Annotated in this window: 24 protein-coding genes; 19 read left to right on the top strand and 5 right to left on the bottom strand. The window is 65.5% G+C overall.

Features of this window, described 5'->3' with window-relative positions:
• Positions 1 to 171: 171 nt before the first annotated feature.
• The 3 genes from J2X92_RS23440 to J2X92_RS23430 all read right to left on the bottom strand — a co-directional run bounded on the left by J2X92_RS23440 (position 172) and on the right by J2X92_RS23430 (position 3,275).
• The gene (locus J2X92_RS23440) at positions 172 to 1,074 is read right to left on the bottom strand and encodes a transglutaminase family protein (RefSeq protein WP_373424874.1); all 903 of its coding nucleotides are present in this window, start codon (positions 1,072 to 1,074) and stop codon (positions 172 to 174) included.
• Positions 1,075 to 1,153: 79 nt separating this feature from the next.
• Positions 1,154 to 2,995, bottom strand: a complete 1,842-nt coding sequence (gene mnmC / locus J2X92_RS23435) for an FAD-dependent 5-carboxymethylaminomethyl-2-thiouridine(34) oxidoreductase MnmC (RefSeq protein ID WP_307579233.1) — start codon at positions 2,993 to 2,995, stop codon at positions 1,154 to 1,156.
• 7 nt (positions 2,996 to 3,002) lie between these two features.
• Positions 3,003 to 3,275 carry an oxidative damage protection protein gene (locus tag J2X92_RS23430; protein ID WP_012748083.1) on the bottom strand — a complete coding sequence of 91 codons (273 nt, stop codon included), beginning with the start codon at positions 3,273 to 3,275 and terminating at the stop codon, positions 3,003 to 3,005.
• Positions 3,276 to 3,411: 136 nt separating this feature from the next.
• Here J2X92_RS23430 and J2X92_RS23425 point away from each other — a divergent pair, with 136 nt between their 5' ends.
• The 13 genes from J2X92_RS23425 (at position 3,412) to J2X92_RS23365 (ending at position 14,475) form a co-directional block, all read left to right on the top strand.
• A complete protein-coding gene (locus tag J2X92_RS23425) occupies positions 3,412 to 4,440 on the top strand; it encodes a sulfate ABC transporter substrate-binding protein (protein ID WP_307579229.1) in 1,029 nt (342 codons plus the stop codon).
• Between the two features lie 119 nt (positions 4,441 to 4,559).
• The gene (gene ssuE, locus J2X92_RS23420) at positions 4,560 to 5,144 is read left to right on the top strand and encodes an NADPH-dependent FMN reductase (protein ID WP_307579227.1); all 585 of its coding nucleotides are present in this window, start codon (positions 4,560 to 4,562) and stop codon (positions 5,142 to 5,144) included.
• Positions 5,145 to 5,248: 104 nt separating this feature from the next.
• Positions 5,249 to 5,383, top strand: a complete 135-nt coding sequence (locus J2X92_RS23415; protein WP_268810396.1) for a hypothetical protein — start codon at positions 5,249 to 5,251, stop codon at positions 5,381 to 5,383.
• Between the two features lie 14 nt (positions 5,384 to 5,397).
• Complete coding sequence (locus tag J2X92_RS23410; RefSeq protein ID WP_307579224.1) at positions 5,398 to 6,354, top strand: sulfonate ABC transporter substrate-binding protein; 957 nt, start codon at positions 5,398 to 5,400, stop codon at positions 6,352 to 6,354.
• On the top strand, positions 6,354 to 6,503 hold the full coding sequence (locus J2X92_RS23405) for a hypothetical protein (protein WP_307579222.1): 150 nt from the start codon (positions 6,354 to 6,356) through the stop codon (positions 6,501 to 6,503). Before J2X92_RS23410 ends, J2X92_RS23405 begins: the two co-directional genes overlap by 1 nt.
• A gap of 29 nt (positions 6,504 to 6,532) precedes the next feature.
• The gene (ssuD, locus tag J2X92_RS23400) at positions 6,533 to 7,702 is read left to right on the top strand and encodes an FMNH2-dependent alkanesulfonate monooxygenase (protein WP_307579220.1); all 1,170 of its coding nucleotides are present in this window, start codon (positions 6,533 to 6,535) and stop codon (positions 7,700 to 7,702) included.
• Positions 7,703 to 7,710: 8 nt separating this feature from the next.
• On the top strand, positions 7,711 to 8,559 hold the full coding sequence (gene ssuC, locus J2X92_RS23395) for an aliphatic sulfonate ABC transporter permease SsuC (RefSeq protein ID WP_307579218.1): 849 nt from the start codon (positions 7,711 to 7,713) through the stop codon (positions 8,557 to 8,559).
• An 11-nt stretch (positions 8,560 to 8,570) separates the two neighbouring features.
• Positions 8,571 to 9,548 carry an aliphatic sulfonate ABC transporter substrate-binding protein gene (locus J2X92_RS23390; protein ID WP_307579216.1) on the top strand — a complete coding sequence of 326 codons (978 nt, stop codon included), beginning with the start codon at positions 8,571 to 8,573 and terminating at the stop codon, positions 9,546 to 9,548.
• Positions 9,545 to 10,375 (top strand): ATP-binding cassette domain-containing protein, encoded by an 831-nt coding sequence (locus tag J2X92_RS23385; RefSeq protein WP_307579214.1) that lies wholly within the window; start codon positions 9,545 to 9,547, stop codon positions 10,373 to 10,375. The genes J2X92_RS23390 and J2X92_RS23385 overlap by 4 nt, the downstream gene beginning before the upstream one ends.
• Before the next feature lie 34 nt (positions 10,376 to 10,409).
• On the top strand, positions 10,410 to 11,699 hold the full coding sequence (locus tag J2X92_RS23380; protein WP_307579213.1) for an O-acetylhomoserine aminocarboxypropyltransferase/cysteine synthase family protein: 1,290 nt from the start codon (positions 10,410 to 10,412) through the stop codon (positions 11,697 to 11,699).
• 67 nt (positions 11,700 to 11,766) lie between these two features.
• Positions 11,767 to 11,982: a TOBE domain-containing protein gene (locus tag J2X92_RS23375; protein WP_007829250.1), complete on the top strand. Its 216-nt coding sequence runs from the start codon at positions 11,767 to 11,769 to the stop codon at positions 11,980 to 11,982.
• 136 nt (positions 11,983 to 12,118) lie between these two features.
• Positions 12,119 to 13,033: a serine O-acetyltransferase EpsC gene (gene epsC, locus J2X92_RS23370; RefSeq protein WP_307579211.1), complete on the top strand. Its 915-nt coding sequence runs from the start codon at positions 12,119 to 12,121 to the stop codon at positions 13,031 to 13,033.
• 74 nt (positions 13,034 to 13,107) lie between these two features.
• Positions 13,108 to 14,475: an NAD(P)/FAD-dependent oxidoreductase gene (locus J2X92_RS23365; RefSeq protein WP_307579209.1), complete on the top strand. Its 1,368-nt coding sequence runs from the start codon at positions 13,108 to 13,110 to the stop codon at positions 14,473 to 14,475.
• Positions 14,476 to 14,571: 96 nt separating this feature from the next.
• Here the strand turns inward: J2X92_RS23365 and panE are convergent, their stop codons facing one another.
• Complete coding sequence (gene panE, locus J2X92_RS23360) at positions 14,572 to 15,501, bottom strand: 2-dehydropantoate 2-reductase (protein WP_307579207.1); 930 nt, start codon at positions 15,499 to 15,501, stop codon at positions 14,572 to 14,574.
• A 187-nt stretch (positions 15,502 to 15,688) separates the two neighbouring features.
• Between panE and J2X92_RS23355 the strand changes: the two genes are divergently transcribed.
• The gene (locus tag J2X92_RS23355) at positions 15,689 to 16,246 is read left to right on the top strand and encodes an NADPH-dependent FMN reductase (RefSeq protein ID WP_307579205.1); all 558 of its coding nucleotides are present in this window, start codon (positions 15,689 to 15,691) and stop codon (positions 16,244 to 16,246) included.
• A gap of 75 nt (positions 16,247 to 16,321) precedes the next feature.
• On the opposite strand, the gene J2X92_RS23350 is transcribed toward J2X92_RS23355, so the two are convergent.
• Complete coding sequence (locus tag J2X92_RS23350) at positions 16,322 to 16,969, bottom strand: FMN-dependent NADH-azoreductase (protein ID WP_307579202.1); 648 nt, start codon at positions 16,967 to 16,969, stop codon at positions 16,322 to 16,324.
• 132 nt (positions 16,970 to 17,101) lie between these two features.
• Here J2X92_RS23350 and J2X92_RS23345 point away from each other — a divergent pair, with 132 nt between their 5' ends.
• The 5 genes from J2X92_RS23345 (at position 17,102) to cysT (ending at position 21,286) form a co-directional block, all read left to right on the top strand.
• Positions 17,102 to 18,016: a LysR family transcriptional regulator gene (locus J2X92_RS23345; protein ID WP_307579200.1), complete on the top strand. Its 915-nt coding sequence runs from the start codon at positions 17,102 to 17,104 to the stop codon at positions 18,014 to 18,016.
• 128 nt (positions 18,017 to 18,144) lie between these two features.
• The gene (locus J2X92_RS23340) at positions 18,145 to 18,786 is read left to right on the top strand and encodes a peroxiredoxin (RefSeq protein ID WP_307579198.1); all 642 of its coding nucleotides are present in this window, start codon (positions 18,145 to 18,147) and stop codon (positions 18,784 to 18,786) included.
• 20 nt (positions 18,787 to 18,806) lie between these two features.
• Positions 18,807 to 19,382, top strand: a complete 576-nt coding sequence (locus J2X92_RS23335) for an RBBP9/YdeN family alpha/beta hydrolase (protein ID WP_307579196.1) — start codon at positions 18,807 to 18,809, stop codon at positions 19,380 to 19,382.
• Positions 19,379 to 20,395, top strand: coding sequence for a sulfate ABC transporter substrate-binding protein (locus tag J2X92_RS23330; protein ID WP_307579194.1), 1,017 nt, complete (start codon positions 19,379 to 19,381; stop codon positions 20,393 to 20,395). Before J2X92_RS23335 ends, J2X92_RS23330 begins: the two co-directional genes overlap by 4 nt.
• On the top strand, positions 20,396 to 21,286 hold the full coding sequence (gene cysT / locus J2X92_RS23325; protein WP_307579192.1) for a sulfate ABC transporter permease subunit CysT: 891 nt from the start codon (positions 20,396 to 20,398) through the stop codon (positions 21,284 to 21,286). It abuts the gene before it with no gap.

Genomic DNA, 21,286 nt, shown 5'->3' with positions numbered 1-21,286 from the left:
CGCTTTGTTGGTGTTGGGAAGAAGCCCGGCACAGCGGAGCCTCGCCCGACCGTAGAGAACGACCGTGCTATTTCGCTGAACCGGCGGGGCAGCGTAGGGGCGTTGCCCGGCGCGGCGGGCCGGGCTTTCCCGTAGCTGCTATCGCGTGCGCGACACCTCCGCGCGAGGGCTTCAGCCTTCCTTGCGGCGCGTCACCACCACGGTGGCCTCGAGGCCGTCATAGGCCTCGGCATCGCCGTACCAACTGCCGGAGATCGGCGCGGCCTGCGCCGGATCGCGAGTCACGCCGACGCGAATCAGCTGCCCACTGCCCATGAGGTTGTTGGTGGGATCGAAGGCGAGCCAGCCGATGCCCGGAAGATAAGCCTGCAGCCAGGCGTGCGTGGTGCCGGCGCCGGTCATCGATTCGCCGGGCGCCTGGGCCGCACGGTCGAGGGCGGCGTCGTAGAGATAGCCCGAGACGAATCGCGTGGCTATGCCCAGGCGCCGCGCAGCCTCCATCATCAGGAGCGCGTAGTCGCGGCAGCTCCCGCTGCCGAGCGCCAGTGTCTGGAGCGGCGTCTGCGTGCCTTCCTCGTCGCGCGCCTTGTATTCGAGGCTCTGGCCGATGTGCGCGTTCATGCGCGCGAGCACTTCGCGCGTGCTGTTGGGCTGGTCGGTATGCAGGAACTGGTGGGCCCAGCGGATCAGGGTTCCGCCCGCGTCATCGTCGTGGTGCGGCCGCAGGTAGTGCTCCAGGTCGAGGCGCTCTTGCACGGTATAGGCAAAGGGCAGGAACTCGGCCGCCGGGTCGAGCGCGAGCTGGTCTTGCTGCGCCGGCACGTGCTCGATGGTGAAGGAGCACACGATGCGCAGTTCCGTGGCTTCGCCCATGGGCTGCACCAGCGCGACCGAGTTCGAATGCGGGTCCTGGATCAGCCGCGTGAACGACTGCGGGCTCACCTGCAGGTCGGTGGCCAGCACCCGCAGGTCATGGCTGTCGCGCGGCCGGAACATGACGCGGTGCAGCCCGAAGGTCACCGGATTCTTGTAGCGGTAGACGGTGGTGTGCGTGATGTCGTATTGGATGGCCATGCGGAGCATTCTCACGTGTTGGCGGAGGCCGTGGTTGCTGCGGGCGGTCAGATGCCGCCGAATGACGGGAAATGTGCGCCTAAACCTCTGTGCGCTGCGTCCCCAGCGCCTTCGCGAGGTTGGCGGGCAGCGGCAGCGGTTCGCCGTGCCATTGCGCGGCCAGCAGCTCGGCGCATAGCGCCGCGAAGCTGAGCCCGCGCGAGCCCAGGGCGGTGCATACCCAGAGGCCGGCGTTGTTCAACGGACCGACCAGCGGGCGGCGGTCGCCAGAGGCGCAGCGCACGCCGACCCAGGCGTTGACCTCGCCGCGATCGAAGCTCCCAGCTAATACAGCGGCTGCGGCGGGGTGCAGCCGCTTCAGGCGCTCGTGGTTTGCGGTTGCATCGGCATCGTTCGGCTCGAGATCGGTGCTGTCCCGGTCGAAGGTGGCGCCGGCGAGCCAGAGCTGGGCGCCTTCGCCTTCGGGTACATGGGCGATCAGGTGGCCGTCGCCATTGAGCGGCGTGGCGGGCAGCGCGAGTTCGTCCGCCACGCGGCCCCACGCAACCTGCCCGCGCACCGGCTGCAGCGGAAGCGCGGGACCGAAGCGGCCAGATTGGTAGCCCGCGGCAACGACGACGCGGTCGGCTTTGGCCAGCAACCGGCCAGCATCATCGAACAATTGCCACCCAGTTGCGCCGTGGGACAGCCGCGCGACCGTGGCATTGCCGCGAAACTCGACGCCCGGCTCGCGCAGCCACGCCTCGATCAAACGCGAAGGACGCACCCAGCCCGCACGTGCGTGCCAGAGCGCGGGCGTATCGGCAGGCAGCCCCGTCTGCGCCAATTGCGTCGTGCTTGCGGGCCACGACTCATTGGGGCCGCTGTCGCTCCATTCGGCGGGCACCCGCGTGTCGCCCTGAGGCCGGCGCTCGAGCACGCCGCTGGCGCGCCAGTCACGGCCTTGTTCCAGCAGGCGTTCCAGTTCGAGCCACGTGGCGCGAATGCCGGCGCGCGTGAGCCGCGACAGCAGGGCGTCGTCGGGCGAGACATGCGGCGCCATCACGCCGACCGGCAGGCCCGAAGCGCCGGCGGCCGGGCGATCGGCCGCATCGAGCATCGTCACCTGCCATCCGCGCCGTGCCAGGCTCGCCGCCACGGCGGCGCCGGCCAGGCCGGCACCGATGACTGCGCAGCTCCCCGGCTTCTCGACGTGCTCGGGCGCCGGGCCGCGGCGGCGCACGGTCCAGGCAGGCGCGAACACGCCGGCGAGGCAGTCGCGCTTGGGCGGCAGGCCCTCGCGCCTTTCAAGCTGAAATCCGTTCTGCGAGAGCACGTCGCGCACCGGACGCGCATAGGTCCAGGTGGCGAGGCCCGTGCCCTGGCGTGCAAAGCGCGAGACGGCTTTAAGCGTGTCCGGCGACCACATCGCGGGGTTCTGCTGCGGGCTGAAACCATCGAGAAAGATGCTGTCGGCTTCGAAGCGCTGCGCGCGCAGCATGGCCTGCACATCGCCGATGCACAGCGTGAGCAAGACCCGGCCCTCGTCGAAGGCAAGCCGGTGAAAGCCCAGCAGGAGCCCGTGCCACTGCGCCACGAGTTCCCCAGCCAGCGATGCCAGCTCTGGATAGGCCTCGGCAGCGCGCAACAGGTCTTCTGCACCAACCGGGTGCGCTTCTACGGAGACGAAATGCAGCAGCCTCGGCCGGTTGGCGTCCGCACGCCAAGCCTGCCAGGTTGTCAGAAAATTGAGTCCGAGCCCGAATCCAGTTTCGAGAATCCGCCATTGCGGACGTCCGGCCCAGGCTTCAGGCAGGCCGCAGCCGCCCAAAAACACATGGCGCGACTGCGCCAGCGCTCCGGTTTCGGTGTGGTAGATGTCGTCGAAGCGCTCGCTGTACGGCACGCCGTCGGCGCGCCAGGCGACGGGCTCGGCGGCCAAGGCGGGCTCAGTTCGAAGGGGGAACGTAGCCCTGGGCGACGTCGGCGCCTTCGCCGAAGAAGTGCTTTTCCATCTGGCGGGCCAAATACTGGCGGGCGCGCAGGTCGGCCAGATTCAGCCGGTTCTCATTCACCAGCATGGTCTGCTGCTTGAGCCAGGCGGCCCAGGCTTCCTTGCTGACGTTTTCCCACAGGCGCTTGCCCAGTTCCCCGGGATAGGGCGGGAAGTCGAGCCCTTCGGCCTCTTTGCCGAGCTTGATGCACTGAACCATGCGTGCCATTTTTAATGCCTCTGGTGGGGAAAGCGGTTGCTTAGTTGATTTTGCTATTTAGAACTGAGAACTCGGTCGTTCCAGTTTCTATATGTCGTATTCAGAATACGTGGCTTCATCGATATGCCTTTTTGAGCCAGACACCATGAGCCTTCGCCGCGACTTTATCAAGCTTTCCCTGGGGGCCGGCGTGGCCGGTGCCATGGCCCTGACGGCATTGCCGTCGTTTGCGCAGGGCGCCGGCCCGGTGACGCTGCTCAATGTGTCGTATGACCCGACGCGCGAGCTCTACGTCGACTACAACCGGGCGTTCGCGAAATACTGGAAGGCCAAGACAGGCCAGGACGTGACCATCAAGCAGTCGCACGGCGGTTCGGGCAAGCAGGCCCGGTCGATCATCGACGGCATCGATGCCGACGTGGCCACGCTGGCGCTGGGCGGCGACATCGACGCGCTGGTCACGCACGGCGGCGTGGTCAAGGCCGATTGGCAGAAGCGCCTGCCGCAGAACTCTGCGCCCTACACCTCGACCATCGTGTTCCTGGTGAAGAAGGGCAACCCCAAGGGCCTGAAGGACTGGGACGACCTCGTCAAGCCCGGCGTGCAGGTGATCACGCCTAACCCCAAGACCTCGGGTGGCGCCCGCTGGAACTACCTGGCCGCCTGGGAGTTTGCCAAGCGAAAGTACGGCAGCGACGCCAAGGCCAAGGAATACATCGGCAGCCTGTTCAAGAACGTGCCTGTGCTGGACACCGGCGCGCGCGGCTCCACCATCACCTTCGTGCAGCGCGGCGTGGGCGACGTCCTGCTGGCCTGGGAGAACGAAGCCTTCCTGGCGCTGAAGGAATTCGGCGCCGAGAAGTTCGAGATCGTGGTGCCGTCCATTTCCATCCTGGCCGAGCCCACGGTGGCGGTGGTCGACAAGGTGGTCGACAAGAAGGGCACCCGTGCCGTGGCCGAGGAATACCTCAAGTACCTGTATTCGGACGAAGGCCAGGACATTGCGGGTCGCAACTTCTATCGCCCGACCTCGGAAAAGGCCAAGGCCAAGTACGACAAGCAGTTTCCCAAGCTGACGCTGGTAACCATCGACCAGGCCTTCGGTGGCTGGGCGAAGGCCGACAAGGCGCACTTCGCGGACGGCGGCTCGTTCGACCAGATCTACACGAAGTAGCGCGCCGACGCTTCGCGCACTTTCGAGGTTGCTGTGTCCAGCCCTTGCCGGGGCGGGCAGGCCGCCGCTCGCGTCGAAGCTTCTCGCGTTATCACCACCAACAACAACGAAAGCCATCTGTGTCCGTTCTCTTGATTGCCGGCAGCCCTTCGGCACCATCGCGTTCCACCGCCTTGCTCGAGGCCGTGGCCGAGCGCCTGGCGGGCCGCAATGCGCAGATCGAGCGGCTCGCAATCCGCGAGCTGCCTCCAGAGGCGCTGCTCTTGGCCGACTGGAACCATCCGGCGATCGAGCGCGCCATTGCGCAGGTGGCGCATGCGCGCGTCGTCGTGGTGGCGACGCCGGTCTACAAGGCGGCTTACAGCGGGGTGCTGAAGGTTTTTCTCGACCTGCTGGCGCAGAACGCGCTGAAGGGCAAGACGGTGCTGCCGCTGGCCACGGGCGGCAGCCCGCACCACATGCTCGCGCTCGACTATGCATTGCGGCCGGTGCTGCATGCGCTCTCGGCGCGCCACATCCTGCCGGGCGTCTACGCGACCGATTCGCAGATCACGCTGACACCCGAGAACGCCTACCAGGTGCATGCTGACCTGGCCGAGCGGCTCAACGAGGCCGTCGAGGTGCTCGCGACCGAAGGGTTGAAGCTGCCCGCAACACACGGCTTCGAGCCAGTCCCATTTTCCCGCGTGCGATGTAGCGTCTGACCGGTTCTTCGTCGAACCCACGCTCAGCCAATCTCATTTCCGTTCCCGCTTTTGAAGTCGCCCGTGCGCGGCAAGGGGACAGCTTTGCCCAAAGGAATCCATACATGAACCCCGTAGCCACCGAAGACTCCGCGCTCGACACGCCGCCTCGCTCCATCTGGCGCGCGCTGCGAGACCTTGCCATCAGCACGATCGTGGTGACCGCCATTGCGCTCATCGTCGGCTTCATCTCGGCCTGAAAGGACACGCCTTCATGACTTCGATTTCCATTCCGCGCCGCCGCCTGCTGCAAGGCACCGCCGCCGCGCTGGCGCTGCCTTCGTTCGCGGCGCTGGCCCAGGCGCAGGGCCGCCAGCTGCGTATCGGCCACCAGAAGGGCGCCCTCAGCATCCTCAAGGGCCGCGGCACTCTGGAGAAGCGCTTGGCGCCACTCGGCGTGTCGGTGAAGTGGACCGAGTTCACGGCCGGCCCGGTGCAGCTCGAGGCGCTGAACGTCGGCTCGATCGACTTCGGCGACGTGGGCGAAGCGCCGCCCATCTTTGCGCAGGCCGCGGGGGCGCCGCTCGCCTACGTGGCAACCACGCTTCCTCGGCCCCAGTCGGAAGCCGTGCTGGTGCCCAAGGGCTCCGCCATCAGGAGCGTGGCCGACCTCAAGGGAAAAAAGATCGCCCTCAACAAGGGCTCCAACGTCCACTACTTCATCGTCAAGCTGGCCGAGAAGCACGGTCTCGCGTACAGCGATCTGAACCTCGTCTACCTGCCGCCGGCCGATGCGCGTGCCGCTTTCGAGAAGGGCTCTGTCGACGCATGGGTGATCTGGGATCCGTTCCTTGCCGCTGCCGAGAAGTTGCTGGAGGCCCGCATCCTGGCCGATGCGACCGGGGTGGTGGGCAACCGCGGCTATTACTTTTCGTCGCTCGGCTACGTGGCTAAGAACGCCGACGTGCTTGCCATTGCGATCGAGGAGATCAACAAGGTCGACGTCTGGGGCACTGCCCACAAGAACGAGTTGGCCGCCGAGTTTGCCGCGCTGTGGGGCCTGCCCCAACCGGTGGCCGAACTGACCGTAGCGCGCGCGGCCTACGGCACCAGCCCCATCAGCAAGGCCGTGCTCGCCGAGCAGCAAAAGATCGCCGACACCTTCTTCGAACTGAAGCTGATCCCCCGAAAGATCAGCGTGCTCGAGGCCGCCGCGGCGGGTATCGCGTGATGCAGCCGCTGCAAGACCGCGCCGCACGCGTGGTTGCCACGACCACGCGCGCCTGGGGCATTTCCGGACAGCAACGGCGCACGCGTGCCGGCTTTCCCCGCCTGCGCTTTGCGCTGCCCCGCGTGCGCGGCTTTTTCTTCGCTATCTGAGGCTCCGGCCCGACCCGACGAAAGACGACATGCAGATATTCTGGTTTCTCCCCACCCACGGCGACAGCCGCTACCTCGGCACGAGCGAGGGCGCGCGGCCCGTCGACCTGGCCTACCTGCAGCAGATCGCAGGCGCGGCCGACAACCTCGGCTACGAAGGCGTGCTCATTCCCACCGGCCGCTCGTGCGAAGACCCGTGGGTGATCGCGTCGAGCCTGATCGGCGCGACCAAGAAGCTCAAGTTCCTGGTCGCCGTGCGGCCCGGCCTGCACCAGCCCAGCCTCGCTGCGCGCATGGCCGCGACCTTCGACAGGCTCTCTGGCGGCCGACTGCTGGTGAACCTGGTAACAGGCGGCGACCAGGCCGAGCTCGAAGGCGACGGTGTGTACCTGGACCATGCGGCGCGTTATGAGCAGTCGGCCGAGTTCATTCGTATCTGGCGCGAGATTCTTGCGCGCAGCCATGAGGGTCTGGCCTTCGATTACGAAGGCCGCCACCTGAGCGTGAAGGGCGCCAAGCTGCTTTACCCGCCGGTGCAAAACCCTTATCCACCAGTGTGGTTCGGCGGCTCGTCGGCTGCCGCGCACGAGCTCGCGGCCGAGCAGGTCGATGCCTATCTCACTTGGGGCGAACCGCCCGCCGAGGTAGCCAAGAAGATTGCCGACGTGCGCAACCGCGCGGCGCGCAAGGGCCGCAAGGTCGAGTTCGGCATCCGGCTGCACGTGATCGTTCGCGAGACCGAAGATGCGGCCTGGAAGGCCGCCGACGAGCTGATCAGCCGCGTCGATGACGAGACCGTGATCCGCGCCCAGGCCGCCTTTGCGCGCATGGACTCGGAAGGACAGCGCCGCATGGCCGCGTTGCACGCGGGCGGCGCCAAGCGCTCGCGCGCCGACCTGGAAATTTCGCCCAACCTGTGGGCCGGCGTGGGCCTTGTCCGCGGTGGCGCGGGCACCGCACTGGTGGGCGATGCAAAGACCGTGGCGGCGCGCATCGAGGAATACGCGGCGCTGGGCCTCGACAAATTCATTCTCTCGGGCTACCCGCATCTCGAAGAGGCCTACCGCTTCGCCGAGCTGGTGTTTCCGCTCCTCTCGCGCAAGGCGCAGACACGGCTCGCAGGCGGCTCGCTCAGCGGACCGTTCGGCGAAGTGGTCGCCAATCTCGACGCGCCTTCGCGTCTTGCTTCCCAAAGCTGAGGACTCCCATGACGGAACAAGTGCAAGAACTGCCGGCGGTCGCGCCTTCAGAAGAAAACGCCGGCCGGGCGCTCAAGGCCTTCGGCGCCAACGTGGCGGGCCGACTGGTGCCATGGCTCGTGCCGGTGGGGCTGATCGTCTTCTGGCAGATCGCCTCATCGCTGGGCTGGCTCTCCACGCGGGTACTGCCGGCGCCGGTCGACGTGGTCAAGGCGGCTTGGAGCCTGGCGGTTTCGGGCGAGCTCTGGACGCACGTCAAGGTGAGCGCGGGCCGTGCGCTCGCGGGCCTCGCCATTGGCGGCGGAACGGGGCTGGTGCTGGGCCTCTTGACGGGGTCGGTGAAGTTCTTCGAGACGCTGCTCGACTCGACCATCCAGATGGTGCGCAACATTCCTGCGCTGGCGCTCATTCCGCTGGTGATCCTGTGGTTTGGCATCGACGAGTCGGCCAAGCTGTTTCTCATCTCGGTGTCGGTGTTCTTTCCGATCTACCTCAACACCTTTCACGGCATTCGCAACGTTGATCCGCAGCTGATCGAGATGGGCCGCACCTATGGCCTCTCGCGCTGGCAGCTGTACCGCGAGGTGATCCTGCCGGGCGCGCTGTCGTCCATCCTGGTGGGCCTGCGCTTTTCGCTGGGCTTGATGTGGGTAATTTTGATCGTGGCCGAAACCATCTCGGCGCAGGCCGGCATCGGCTATCTCACGATGAACGCTCGCGAGTTTTTGCAGACCGACATCGTGCTGGTGGGCATCCTGCTGTATGCGCTGCTCGGCAAGCTGGCCGACCTGTTTGCGCGCGGGCTGGAGCAATGGTGGCTGCGCTGGCATCCCGGCTACCAGAAGAAGCCGAAGTGAGGGCAGGGCGCATGACTACCTCTTTGATCACTCGCCGCACGGCCATCGGAGCCTTGGGTGCATTGGGTGCCGGTGCGGTGCTGGCACAAGGCGCGACGGCGCGGCCCGCCACCGTGCGGCTCGGCTACCAGAAGTCCTCGACGCTGATCGCGGTGCTCAAGGTGCAAGGCACGCTCGAGAAGCAACTGGCCCCGCTTAACACCACGCTGAGCTGGCATGAGTTCACGAGTGGGCTGCCGCTGCTCGAGGCGCTGAACCTCGACAACCTGGACATCAGCGCCGACGTGGCCGACACCGTGCCGGTATTTGCTCAGGCTGCCGGGGCCGACCTGACCTTCGTTGCGCAAGAGGCGCCATCTCCCGCCGCGCAGGCCATCCTCGTGCGCGAGGACTCACCGCTCAAGTCGGTTGCCGACCTGAAGGGAAAGAAGATCGGTTTCGCCAAGGCGGCCGGCGCGCATTACCTGCTGATCGCGGCACTGGAGAAATCCGGCCTGTCCTTCAAGGACATCGAGCCTGCCTACCTGACACCGGCCGACGGCCGCGCTGCCTTCGAGCGCGGTGCCATTGATGCCTGGGTGGTGTGGGATCCGTTCCTTGCCGCGGCGCAGCGCCAGGCGAAGGTGCGCGTGCTGGCCGACGGTACGGGCATTGCCTCGTACCAGCGCTACTACCTTGCCGGCACGCGGTTCGCGAAAGCGCGGCCGGACGTGCTGCGCGTGGTGTATGCCGAGCTCGAGAAAACCGGCAGATGGGTCAAGCAGAACCCCAAGGAAGCGGCTGCGTTGCTGTCGCCCGTGTGGGGACTGGACGCCGCGACGATCGAACAGGCCAATGCGCGCCGCAGCTATGCGGTACGCCCGGTTCTCGCCGAAGCACTCGCCGAACAACAGCGCATCGCCGATGCCTTCTTCGCGGAAAAACTGTTGCCCAGAAAGATCAACGCGCTCGACGTGGCGCTTTTCCAACCGAGCCTTAAATCATCATGAGTGCCGTTCTGAAAGACATCCAGCAACCCGCGATTGCCGGCGGCGTTCGCCTCGAAGCCCGCGGGCTGCACAAGCGCTATGGCGAGCGCGAGGTGCTGCGCAACACGCAGCTCGGCATCGAGCCGGGGCAGTTCATTGCCATCGTCGGGCGCAGCGGCTGCGGCAAGAGCACGCTGCTGCGGCTCATCGCCGGACTCGAGAAGGCCACCTCCGGCGGCCTCTACACCGACGGCAAGGCGATCGACGGCCTGCACGACGACACCCGGATCATGTTCCAGGAAGCGCGCCTCTTGCCCTGGCGCCGCGTGCTCGACAACGTGACGCTCGGTTTGCCCGGCGACGCCAAGGCGCGCGGCAAGGAAGTGCTGGCGCAGGTGGGCCTGGCCGACCGCGAGAACGAATGGCCGGCGCGGCTGTCGGGCGGGCAGCGCCAGCGGGTGTCGCTCGCCCGCGCATTGGTGCATCACCCTCGCCTGCTGCTGCTCGACGAGCCGCTGGGTGCGCTCGACGCGCTGACCCGCATCGAGATGCATCGGCTCATCGAAAACCTTTGGCTGCGCCACCGCTTCACCGCGCTGCTGGTGACGCATGACGTGCAGGAGGCCGTGGCGCTGGCGGACCGGGTGATCCTGATCGAGGACGGCCGCATCGCGCTGGACGAGAACATCGCGCTTGCCAGGCCGCGCTCGCAGGGCGATCCGGCTTTTGCGGCGATCGAGAAACGCATTCTCGACCGTGTGCTGCAGAAGGCTGGGGACGCAGAGGCCGCCGAGACGGACGCAAGCTGGCTGCAACCGTCCGCGCACACGCTGCGCTGGGCGATCTGAACTCGTTCATCCACAAAAACAGAGAGGCAGTTGAATGTCGCAAAACTGGAAATTCGAAACCCTGTCGGTGCATGCCGGCTACGCGCCCGAACCGACCACGCGCGCAGTGGCGCCGCCCATCTATCAAACGGTGGCCTATGCGTTCGACAGCGCCCAGCACGGCGCCGACCTGTTCGACCTGAAGGTGCCGGGCAACATCTACACCCGCATCAACAACCCGACGCAGGACGTGCTCGAGCAGCGCGTGGCCGCGCTCGAAGGCGGCATCGCGGCGCTGGCGCTGGCCTCGGGCCAGGCGGCAGTGACCTATGCGATCCAGACCATTGCGGAGGCGGGCGACAACATCGTAAGCAGCACCGCGCTCTATGGCGGCACCTACAACCTGTTTGCGCACACGCTGCCGCAGTTCGGCATCACCACGCGCTTTGCGGACCATCGGGATCCGAAGAGCTTCGAGAAGCTCTTCGACGAAAAGACCAAGGCGGTGTTCGTCGAATCGCTGGGCAACCCGGCTGGCAACGTGACCGATATCGCGGCTATCGCCGAGATTGCGCACCGCCATGGCGTGCCGCTGATCGTGGACAACACCGTGCCTTCGCCCTACCTGAGCCGGCCCATCGAGCATGGCGCAGACATCGTGGTGCACTCGCTCACCAAGTATCTGGGCGGCCATGGCACCAGCATTGGCGGCGCCATCGTCGATTCGGGCAAGTTTCCGTGGGCCGAGCACAAGCAGCGTTTCAAGCGCCTGAACGAGCCCGACGTGAGCTACCACGGCGTCGTCTACACCGAGGCGCTGGGCCCGGCCGCCTACATCGGCCGCGCGCGCGTGGTGCCGCTGCGCAACACGGGTGCGGCCATCTCGCCGTTCAACGCCTTCCTGATCCTGCAGGGCATCGAGACGCTGGCGCTGCGCATGGACCGCATCAGCAGCAACGCGCTGTCGGTGGCGCAGCACCTGAAGACACACAAGGCCGTGAACTGGGTCAACTATGCGGCGCTCGAAGACCATCCCGACCATGCCCTTGCGAAGAAGTACTTCGGAGGCAAGTCCAGCGGCGTGCTGACCTTCGGCATCGGGAGCGGCCGTGAGGGCGGGGCGAAGTTTCTCGATGCGCTGAAGCTCTTCACGCGGCTCGTGAACATCGGCGACGTGCGCTCGCTGGCCACGCACCCGGCCTCCACCACGCACAGGCAGCTCTCGCCCGAGGAATTGGCCCGAGCCGGCGTCACAGAAGACACCGTGCGCCTGTCGGTCGGCATCGAGCACATCGACGACCTGATTGCCGATCTCGATCAGGCGCTGGCCGCGGCAGCCGGGTGATCGGCGCCGCTTCCACTTCCGCTCACTCCGTTCGAACCATCCTTCCTTCAACCCGAAAGAGAACATCATGTCCATTCAAGCCATCAACGTCCGCAACCAGTTCAAGGGCAAAGTCCGCGAAATCATCCGCGGTGACGTCGTCTCCGAAGTCGATGTCGAAACCGCCTGGGGTATCGTGACCTCGGTCATCACCACGCGCTCGGTCGACGAACTGCAGCTCAAGGTGGGCTCCGACGTGGTCGCGCTCGTGAAGTCAACGGAGGTTTCGATCGCGAAGCTCTGACGGACCCTGGAGCTCGCGAACAACCCGGTGCCGTGTTGGCGCCGGGTTTTTTTCGTTTCGCAGTCGGGTTTTCCGTTCTTGGCACATGTGCCGCGGGCTTCTACAGTGTCGGCTACAACGCCCCGGAGAGAACACCATGGTCAACTTCGAAGTGAGCGACATCGTCCGCGCGCTGCATGATGCGCGCAACGAGTGGCGCGATTCGCAGCGCCGTTCGCGCGAGCCCGGCGCGCGCGAGTTTCCTTCGCGCGAAGCCCTGGCGCAGATCGTGGAGCTGCTCAAGGGCGCGCTCTTTCCCATGCGGCTCGGGCCGCCCGAGCTGCGCCACGAGAGTGAAGATTTCTACGTCGGCCATACGCTGCATACGGCCCTGGAGTCGCTGCAGGTGCAGGCGCGGCTGGAACTCAACTTCAATGCGCGCCACCAGCCGCGTCCCGAGAGCGAGATTGACCAGGCGGCAACCGAGGCGGTCCGCCAGTTCGCGAGTGCACTGCCGGGTCTGCGCCGGCTGCTGGACAGCGACGTGCTTGCAGCCTACCAAGGCGATCCAGCCGCACGCAGCGTGGACGAGGTGCTGCTGTGCTACCCCGGCGTGCTCGCGATGATTCACCACCGCTTTGCCCACCGGCTCTACGAACTCGGCCTGCCGCTCCTGGCGCGCATCGTGGCCGAGCTCGCGCACGGCCAGACCGGCATCGACATCCATCCTGGCGCGCAGATCGATGCGGGTTTCTTCATGGATCACGGCACGGGCGTGGTGATCGGCGAAACCGCGGTCATCGGCAAGCGCGTGCGCCTGTACCAGGCCGTGACACTGGGCGCCAAGCGCTTTCCGACCGATGCCGAAGGCAACTTGCAGAAGGGGCTGCCGAGGCATCCGGTGGTGGAGGACGACGTGGTGATCTATGCCGGCGCCACCATCCTCGGCCGCGTGACGCTGGGCAAGGGCGCGGTCATCGGCGGCAATGTGTGGATCACCGACGACGTGCCCGCGGGCGCGAGCGTGACGCAGGCCAGCCTGCAGAACGCGCCGAAGGGCAACGCGCCATAAAGGGTGGGCCGAAGGCCCGGGCAGCGCCGTCCGCGCTATGCTTGGCCGTTGTTAACAATGTTGCTTGCACCCGCATGTCCTTGCCTCAAGCCACTTCCTCCGCTTCTTCCATACCCCTGTCCGCCGACGAATCGTGCGATGTGCTCGTGATCGGCGGCGGCCCCGCGGGCTCCACGATCTCTGCGCTGCTGGCGCAGCAGGGCCGAAAGGTGGTGCTGCTCGAAAAGGCGCACCACCCGAGATTTCATATCGGCGAGTCGCTGCTGCCGGCCAACGTCGAGCTTTTCGACAAACTGGGCGTGCGCGACCAGGTCGAGAAGATCGGCATGCCCAAGTTCGGCATCGAGTTTGTCTCGCCGGAGCATGAGCACCGCAGCTACGTGGACTTTGCCGAAGGGTGGGACAAGTCGCTCGACTCCGCCTGGCAGGTGCGGCGCTCGGAACTCGACGAGCTGTTGTTCCGCAACGCCGCCACGCGCGGCGCGCAGACGATCGAAGGCTGCAAGGTGCGCGACGTGGGCTTCGATGCCGACGGCGCCACGGTGCAGGCCGAAATGGACGACGGCGCCAAGCGCAGCTGGCGCGCCCGCTTCGTGGTGGATGCCACCGGGCGCGACACACTCCTGGCCAACAAATTCCGCTGCAAGGAAAAGAACCCCGATCACAACAGCACCGCGCTGTTCGGCCACTTCACCAACGCCGAACGTCTTGAAGGCAAGAAGGAGGGCAACATCAGCATCTGCTGGTTCCCGCACGGGTGGTTCTGGTTCATTCCGCTGGCCGACGGCACCACCAGCGTGGGCGCAGTCTGCTGGCCCTATTACCTGAAGACGCGCGACAAGCCGCTCAAAGACTTTTTCTACGACACCATCGGGCTGTGCCCGGTGCTGGTGGATCGGCTCAAGAACGCCACGCTGGTCGACGATGCGGTGCACGCCACCGGTAATTTCTCGTACTCGAGTACCCACGCCACGGGCGACCGCTACTTGATGCTGGGCGACGCGTTCACCTTCATCGACCCGATGTTCTCGTCGGGCGTGTACCTTGCCATGCACAGCGCCTTCGACGGCGCCCAGCTGGTGGCCACAGCGCTCGACAAGCCCACCGAGCTGGCGCCTGCGCGCAAGGACTTTGAAGCGATGATGCGCAAGGGACCGCGAGAGTATTCGTGGTTCATCTACCGCGTGACCAACCCCACGATCCGTGACATGTTCATGCACCCGGGCAACCCGTTCCGCGTGAAGGAAGGCTTGATGTCGCTGCTCGCGGGCGACATCTACCGTGGCACGCCGATGTGGCGCGCGCTCGGCATGTTCAAGTTTCTTTACTACTTCATCTCGATCACCCACATGCGCCGCACGTGGGAGGGGTGGAAGCGACACCGCTTCAACATCCGCGACATGGGTGCATTGAAGGGCGAGACGATCCTCAAGTCGGAGTAGGGCGGCTCACGGCCTACGCTGCCTACGCCAAGCGCGATGCGCGCAGCGTGGCTACCGCATGGGGCCACGCCGGTTCCGGACTGGCGAGCACCGAACTCAGGCGGCCTCGCGAGCCCGCCGAGCTTCGTAGGCCTTGAGGTGGACGTAGGCCGTGCGCAGCACCGAAGGCGTCGGTGAAGCACGCGCAGCGCGATTCAAAAGGTCGCCGATGATGTGATCGGCTTCGACCGGGGCGCTGCGCACGATGTCCTTGTACATGGAAGCCGTCATCGGCGAGCCCGGCGCGGTCATCATCTTGCGGCCGCGCTCGATGGCCGTCGGGCGCGGCACGAAGCCGTTGTGCGCGGCAATGGCGCAGCATTCGTCGAAGATCGAAAGCGCTACGTCCTCGCCGCCGGCCGCCACGATGTCGCCGATGGACGCACGCATCAAGCTCGTGAGGCCCGCCGCGGAGGCAATGAAGACCCACTTCTCCCACATGTCCTGCAGGATGGTATCGCTTGCGGTCGCGTCGAATTTGGCTCCGGCGAACTGCGCTTCGATGGCATCGATCCGCGGAGATCGGCCACCCGCGCGCTCGCCGAAACTCAGGCCGTGCATGTCGTTGAGGTGCAGCACGCGGCCTTCGTCGTCCAACGTGGCGGAGATCATGCAAAGGCCACCCAGCACGCGCTCGTCGCCGAATCGCTCGACCAGGCGATCGATGTGCTTCATGCCGTTCAGCAGGGGAAGAATGACCGTTTGCGGGCCGACTGCCGGCGCGAACGAATCCATGGTCGAGTCGAGGTCGTAGGCCTTGCTTCCGACGACGATTACGTCGAACGGCGCCTCGATGTCTTCGGCCATCACGTGCGGCGGCGAGGGCAGTTGCAGGTTGCCGAAGGGGCTTTGCACCACCAGTCCGCTTTTCGCGATCTGTGCCGCGCGCCGCGGGCGCAGCAGAAAGGTCACGTCGCGTCCCGCCTCGAGCAGTCGGCCACCAAAATAACCACCGAGTGCGCCGGCACCCACCACGAGAAATCTCATTGCGATTCGCTCCTCAGTCGAAAGAACCCGGGCGATGATGCCCGCGATTTCGCAAGCCTGCATCGCGTGCCGAAAAGGCGGACCCGAAGCGAAGAGCTTTTCTGGAAAAGGCCATGGGTGCTTCGCATAATGGTTTTCGCCACCTCGTCTTTCACTCATTCACTCATTCACTCAAGGAGCTTCATTCATGAGCCAGACCCGAATTGCCGTGATCGTTGGCAGCCTTCGCAAGGATTCATACAACCAGAAGCTGGCCGTCGCGCTGGCACACCTTGCGCCTTCGGACTTCACGTTCGAACATCTGCGCATCGACGATCTGCCGCTGTACAACCAGGACGACGACGGCAACCAGGCACCCTCGGTGAAGCGGCTCAAGACCGAGATCGCCGCGGCGCAGGGTTTGTTGTTCGTCACGCCCGAATACAACCGCTCGATTCCCGGCCTGATGAAGAACGCCATCGACCACGCGTCGCGCCCCTATGGGCAAAGCGCTTGGGCGGGCAAGCCTGCGGCGGTCGTGGGCATTTCGGTGGGCGCCACCGGCACTGCGATGGCGCAGCAGCATCTGCGCAACGTGTTGGCTTACCTCGACGTTCCGACGATGGGCTCGCCCGAAATTTTCCTGCAATTCAAGGAGGGCTTTTTCGACGATCGCGGCCACATCGGCAACGAAGGCACGAAGAAGTTCCTGCAGGGATGGATGGACAAGTACGTCGCGTGGATCAAGCGCCACTCGGCGCTCTGATGGAACCTGCCATCGGCACCACCTGACGTGAAAAAGCCGCCTCGAGGGCGGCTTTCCTTTGCGCGCAACCCGGGCTCAGGCAGCCTGGGCCACGTTCTTCTGGTTGGCGGCTTCGGCCGTTGCCACCAGGATCTCGGCACGCGCTCCGGCCACCGCGGCGGCCTTGGGTGCATCACCCATGGCGAGGCCTTCTGCGCGCACGAAGCGCACGTCGGTGATGCCGAAGAAGCCGAAGACCACCTTCAGGTAGCTCTCCTGGTGTTCCGCGGCCTGTCCGCCTTCGGTGGTCGAGTAGATGCCGCCGCGGGTGGAGGCCACGATCACGGTCTTGCCACCGGCCAGGCCGACGGGCCCCTTCTCGGTGTACTTGAAGGTACGGCCGACTTGGGCGAGGCGGTCGATCCAGGCCTTGAGCTGGGTCGGCACCGAGAAGTTGTACAGCGGTGCACCCACCACGATGACGTCGGAGGCGAGGAACTGGCTCACGAGCTTTTCTGACAGGGCGTTTTCGCGCTGCTGGGCTTCGGTCGGCTCGGCCTGCACGCCGGTCTTGATGCCGAGGGCGTCAGGGCCGAAGTGCGACGGGGCGTCGGTCGCGAGGTCGAGATACTCGAAGGCGGTATCGGGATGTGCGGCTTTCCAGGCCGCCACGATCTCTGCCGTGAGGAGGCGCGAGGTCGAATGGGCACTCAGGATGCTGGAGTCGATATGGAGCAGCTTCATGGTCAATCACTTTCGTTTGGTGAGTCGGCGCTCAAAAGTGGCCGGCGATGTGAGAATTCTATTTTTGATGCGAGTGATTGATAAGTAGGCAAAATATCGCTTCATCGTTCCATTTGCAGGACAATAAGCGCCATGCAAGACCTCAACGACATGGTTTTCTTCGCCGAAGTGGCAGAGCGCGGCGGCTTTGCCGCTGCGAGCCGAGCGCTCGGCATTCCCAAATCACGCCTCTCGCGGCGGGTGGCGGATCTGGAGGAGCGGCTCGGCGTGCAACTGATGCAGCGCAGCACGCGGCGCCTGTCGCTCACGCCCGCCGGGGAGATCTACCTGCGCCACTCGGCCGCCATGCGCGATGCGGCGCAGGCGGCGGCCGAAGCGGTCGCACAGGTGCAGACGGAGCCCAGCGGCACGGTCCGGCTGAGCTGCCCCATTTCCATCGCCCACAGCGGGCTTGGCCGGCTGCTCCCCCAATTCATGGAGCGTTACCCCGCCGTTCGTGTCGACCTTCGGGTCATGAACAGGCCGGTCGACCTCATCGAAGAGGGAATCGACATCGCCCTGCGCGTGCGTCCAGCCATCGAGGACAGCACAACGCTTGTGGCCAAGGTTCTGGGGACGAGCCGCGCGGTACTGGTGATCAGGCCGGACTTGCTCGCGCGCCAGGGGCCGGTCAACACGCCTGCGGACCTCGTGCGGCTGCAGACCGCCGCGATGTCGGCCAACAGCGAGGGGCGCAGCGAGTGGCGGCTCGAAGGTCCCAACGGCGAGATCCACGTGCACGTGCATGCGCCGCGCTATGTGGCGGACGATCTGGCGACGCTGCAGCTGGCCGTGCTCGAGGGCGCAGGCGCAACCCTGCTTCCCGGCTACATGTGCCGCCAGGACGTGGAAGCCGGCCGACTCGCGAGGGTGCTGCCCGACTGGGGACCAGCGCCGGTCATTGCACACATGGTTTTTCCGGCGCGGCGAGCCCTGGTGCCGGCGGTGCGGCGTTTGATCGATTTCCTGGCTGAGCACCTGCATGGGAGTGAATCAGGCATGTACTAGCGTCGGCCAAATAATGCGGGACGGCCGCCCTTATGCGAAAAACGCCATAACCAAACAAGTAGATATTCGTTTGGCATTGAAGCAGCCCTTCGCACAATCCCAGGTCCCATCTATTTCAAGGACCGACCATGGCGACCCTGCGACTCGGCGACACAGCCCCCAATTTCACCCAGGATTCGAGCGAAGGGTCTCTCGACTTCTATCAGTGGGCCGGCGATTCGTGGGTTGTTTTCTTCTCGCACCCGGCCGATTTCACGCCAGTGTGCACTACCGAGTTGGGCAAGACCGCTGCGCTGTCCGGCGAATTTGCCAAGCGCGGCGTGAAGCCCATCGCGCTGAGCGTCGATCCGGCCACCAAGCACAAAGAGTGGATCGGCGACATCAACGAGACGCAGAACACCACCGTGAACTTCCCGATCATTGCGGACCACGATCGCAAGGTGGCCGACCTGTACGACCTAATCCACCCGAATGCTTCGGCAACCGCCACGGTGCGCAGCGTGTTCATCATCGATCCGAAGAAAGTGATCCGCGCGACCATCACCTACCCGGCATCGACCGGCCGCAACTTCGACGAGATCCTGCGCGTGATCGATTCGCTGCAGCTCACCGACAGCCACAAGGTCGCCACGCCGGTGAACTGGAAGGACGGCGACGACGTGGTCATCATCCCGAGCATCCAGGATCCGGCCGAACTCGCCGAGCGCTTTCCGAAGGGCTTCAAGGCCGTGAAGCCTTACCTGCGCATCACGCCGCAGCCCAACAAGTAAGCGGGCAGGGCAGCGGCTCCATGCAGACTTCCGTGATCATCGTGCCCGGTTGGCGCGACTCCGGGCCCGGCCATTGGCAGAGCCTGTGGGAAGAGCGCATTCCGGGCGCGGCGCGGGTGGTGCAGGACGACTGGGCCTCGCCCAAGCGCGAGGCCTGGGTGGCCACGCTGGCCAAGCTGGTGCTCGAGAGCCCCGGCCCGGTGGTAATTGCCGCCCACAGCCTGGGCTGCATTGCCACTGCACACCTGCCGGCAGAGGCTGCCGCGCGCATCCGCGGGGCGCTTCTGGTGGCACCGGCCGACCCCGAGCGCCGCGCCGTGCTGTCCGACTTCGCCCCCGTGCCGTATGCGGCCTTGCCCTACCGCAGCATCGTGGTGGCGAGCAGCAACGACCCGTATTGCCCGGTCCGCCTGGCCGGCGCGTATTCCCGCGCCTGGGGCAGTGAGTTTGTCCGCATGCAGAATGCGGGGCATATCAACATCGATTCGGGGCATGGGGACTGGCCGCTCGGCCTGGCCTTGCTCCAATCCTTGACCGACGAGCCCGCCGCCTGGCCGGCGGGCGGTGAATTTTCAGAAACCTTGGCAACCTCATGACTTCCAGACTCAAGACCTTCGTCGCCGTGCTCGCGTTGGCGTCTTCCGCATTCGCAGGCAGCAGCGCCTTCGCCCAAGGCAGCACGCTGCTGAACGCCTCGTACGATGTGGCGCGCGAGTTCTACAAGGACTACAACGCGGCGTTCGTGGCCCACTACAAGAAGACCACCGGCAAGGACGTGAAGATCGACCAGTCGCATGGCGGCTCCAGCGCCCAGGCGCGTGCCGTAGCCGACGGCCTCGATGCCGACGTGGTGACCATGAACACCTCGACCGACATCGACTTTCTTGCCAACACCGGCGTGGTCGCGAAGGACTGGAACAAGCAGTTCCCCGAGAACGCATCGCCGACCACATCGACCATGCTGTTCCTGGTGCGCAACGGCAACCCCAAGGGCATCAAGGACTGGGAAGACCTGGTCAAGCCGGGCGTGCAGGTCGTGATCGTCAACCCCAAGACCGGCGGCAACGGGCGCTACGCCTACCTTGCGGCCTGGGGCTACGTGAAGAAGAAGGGCGGCACCGACGCGCAAGCGGCCGAGTTCGTCGGCAAGCTGTTCAAGAACGTGCCGGTGCTGGCGCGCGGCGGCCGCGACGCGACCACCGCCTTCCTGCAACGCAACATCGGCGATGCGCTGATCACCTTCGAATCCGAAGTGGTGTCGATCGACCGCGAGTTCGGCTCGGGCAAGGTCGATTCGGTCTACCCGTCGATCAGCATCGTGGCCGAGAACCCGGTGGCCGTGGTCGAGCGTACGACCAAGAAGAAGGGCACCGGCGAGTTGGCCAAGGCTTATCTCGACTGGCTCTACTCCGAAGAAGCGCAGGAAATTGCGGCCAAGCATGCGCTGCGCCCGCGCTCGCCGGCCGTGCTCAAGAAGCATGCCGCCACTTTCAGGCCGCTGCAGCTCTTTACGGTGCAGGAACTCTTCGGCAGCCTCGGCGATGCACAAAAGGTGCACTTCAACGACGGCGGCCAGTTCGACAAGCTCTACACGCCTGGCGGCAAGTAAATGAGCGGCGCTGTTTCTTCGGCGCTCCCGTCAGCGGGAGCGCCGCTTTCACGTGTGAATAATCGAGCGGGGGGCGCCAGGCGGGTGCTGCCAGGCTTTCACATCACGCTCGGCTTTTCGATTTTCTATCTCTGCCTGATCGTGCTGATCCCGCTGTCGGCGCTGGTCTTCAAGACCTTCACGCTGAGCTGGGAGCAATTCTGGGTTGCCGTGACCTCGCCTCGCGTGATGGCTTCGTACCGGCTCACATTCGGTGCCTCGCTGATCGCGGCGCTGGTGAATGCCGTATTCGGGCTGCTCGTGGCCTGGGTGCTGGTGCGCTACAAGTTTCCGGGCAAGCGCATCGTCGATGCATTGGTGGACCTGCCGTTCGCCTTGCCCACAGCCGTGGCTGGCATCTCGCTGACCGCGCTGCTCGCGGGCAACGGCTGGATCGGACAACTGCTCGAGCCGCATGGCATCAAGCTGGCGTTCACGCCGGCCGGTATCGTGATTGCGCTGATCTTCATCGGGCTGCCCTTCGTGGTGCGCACGGTGCAGCCGGTGCTCGAAGACGCCGAAAAGGAGCTTGAAGAAGCCGCCACCTCGCTCGGTGCAACGCGCCTTCAGACCTTCACGAAAGTGATCTTCCCGTCGATCGCGCCCGCGCTGCTCACGGGCTTTGCGATGGCTTTCGCGCGGGCCATTGGCGAGTACGGCTCGGTGATCTTCATTGCCGGCAACATGCCGATGATTTCGGAGATCACGCCGCTCATCATCATCGGCAAGCTGGAGCAATACGACTTCGCCGGCGCCACCGCAGTCGCGCTCGTGATGCTGGTGATTTCATTCATCCTCCTGCTCGTCATTAACGGCCTGCAAGCCTGGCAGCGCCGCCGCGCGGGAGCATGA

It is taken from the genome of Variovorax paradoxus, assembly GCF_030811855.1.
Classification (GTDB): domain Bacteria; phylum Pseudomonadota; class Gammaproteobacteria; order Burkholderiales; family Burkholderiaceae_C; genus Variovorax; species Variovorax paradoxus_L.
This window is presented reverse-complemented; position numbering and strand designations above follow the sequence as displayed.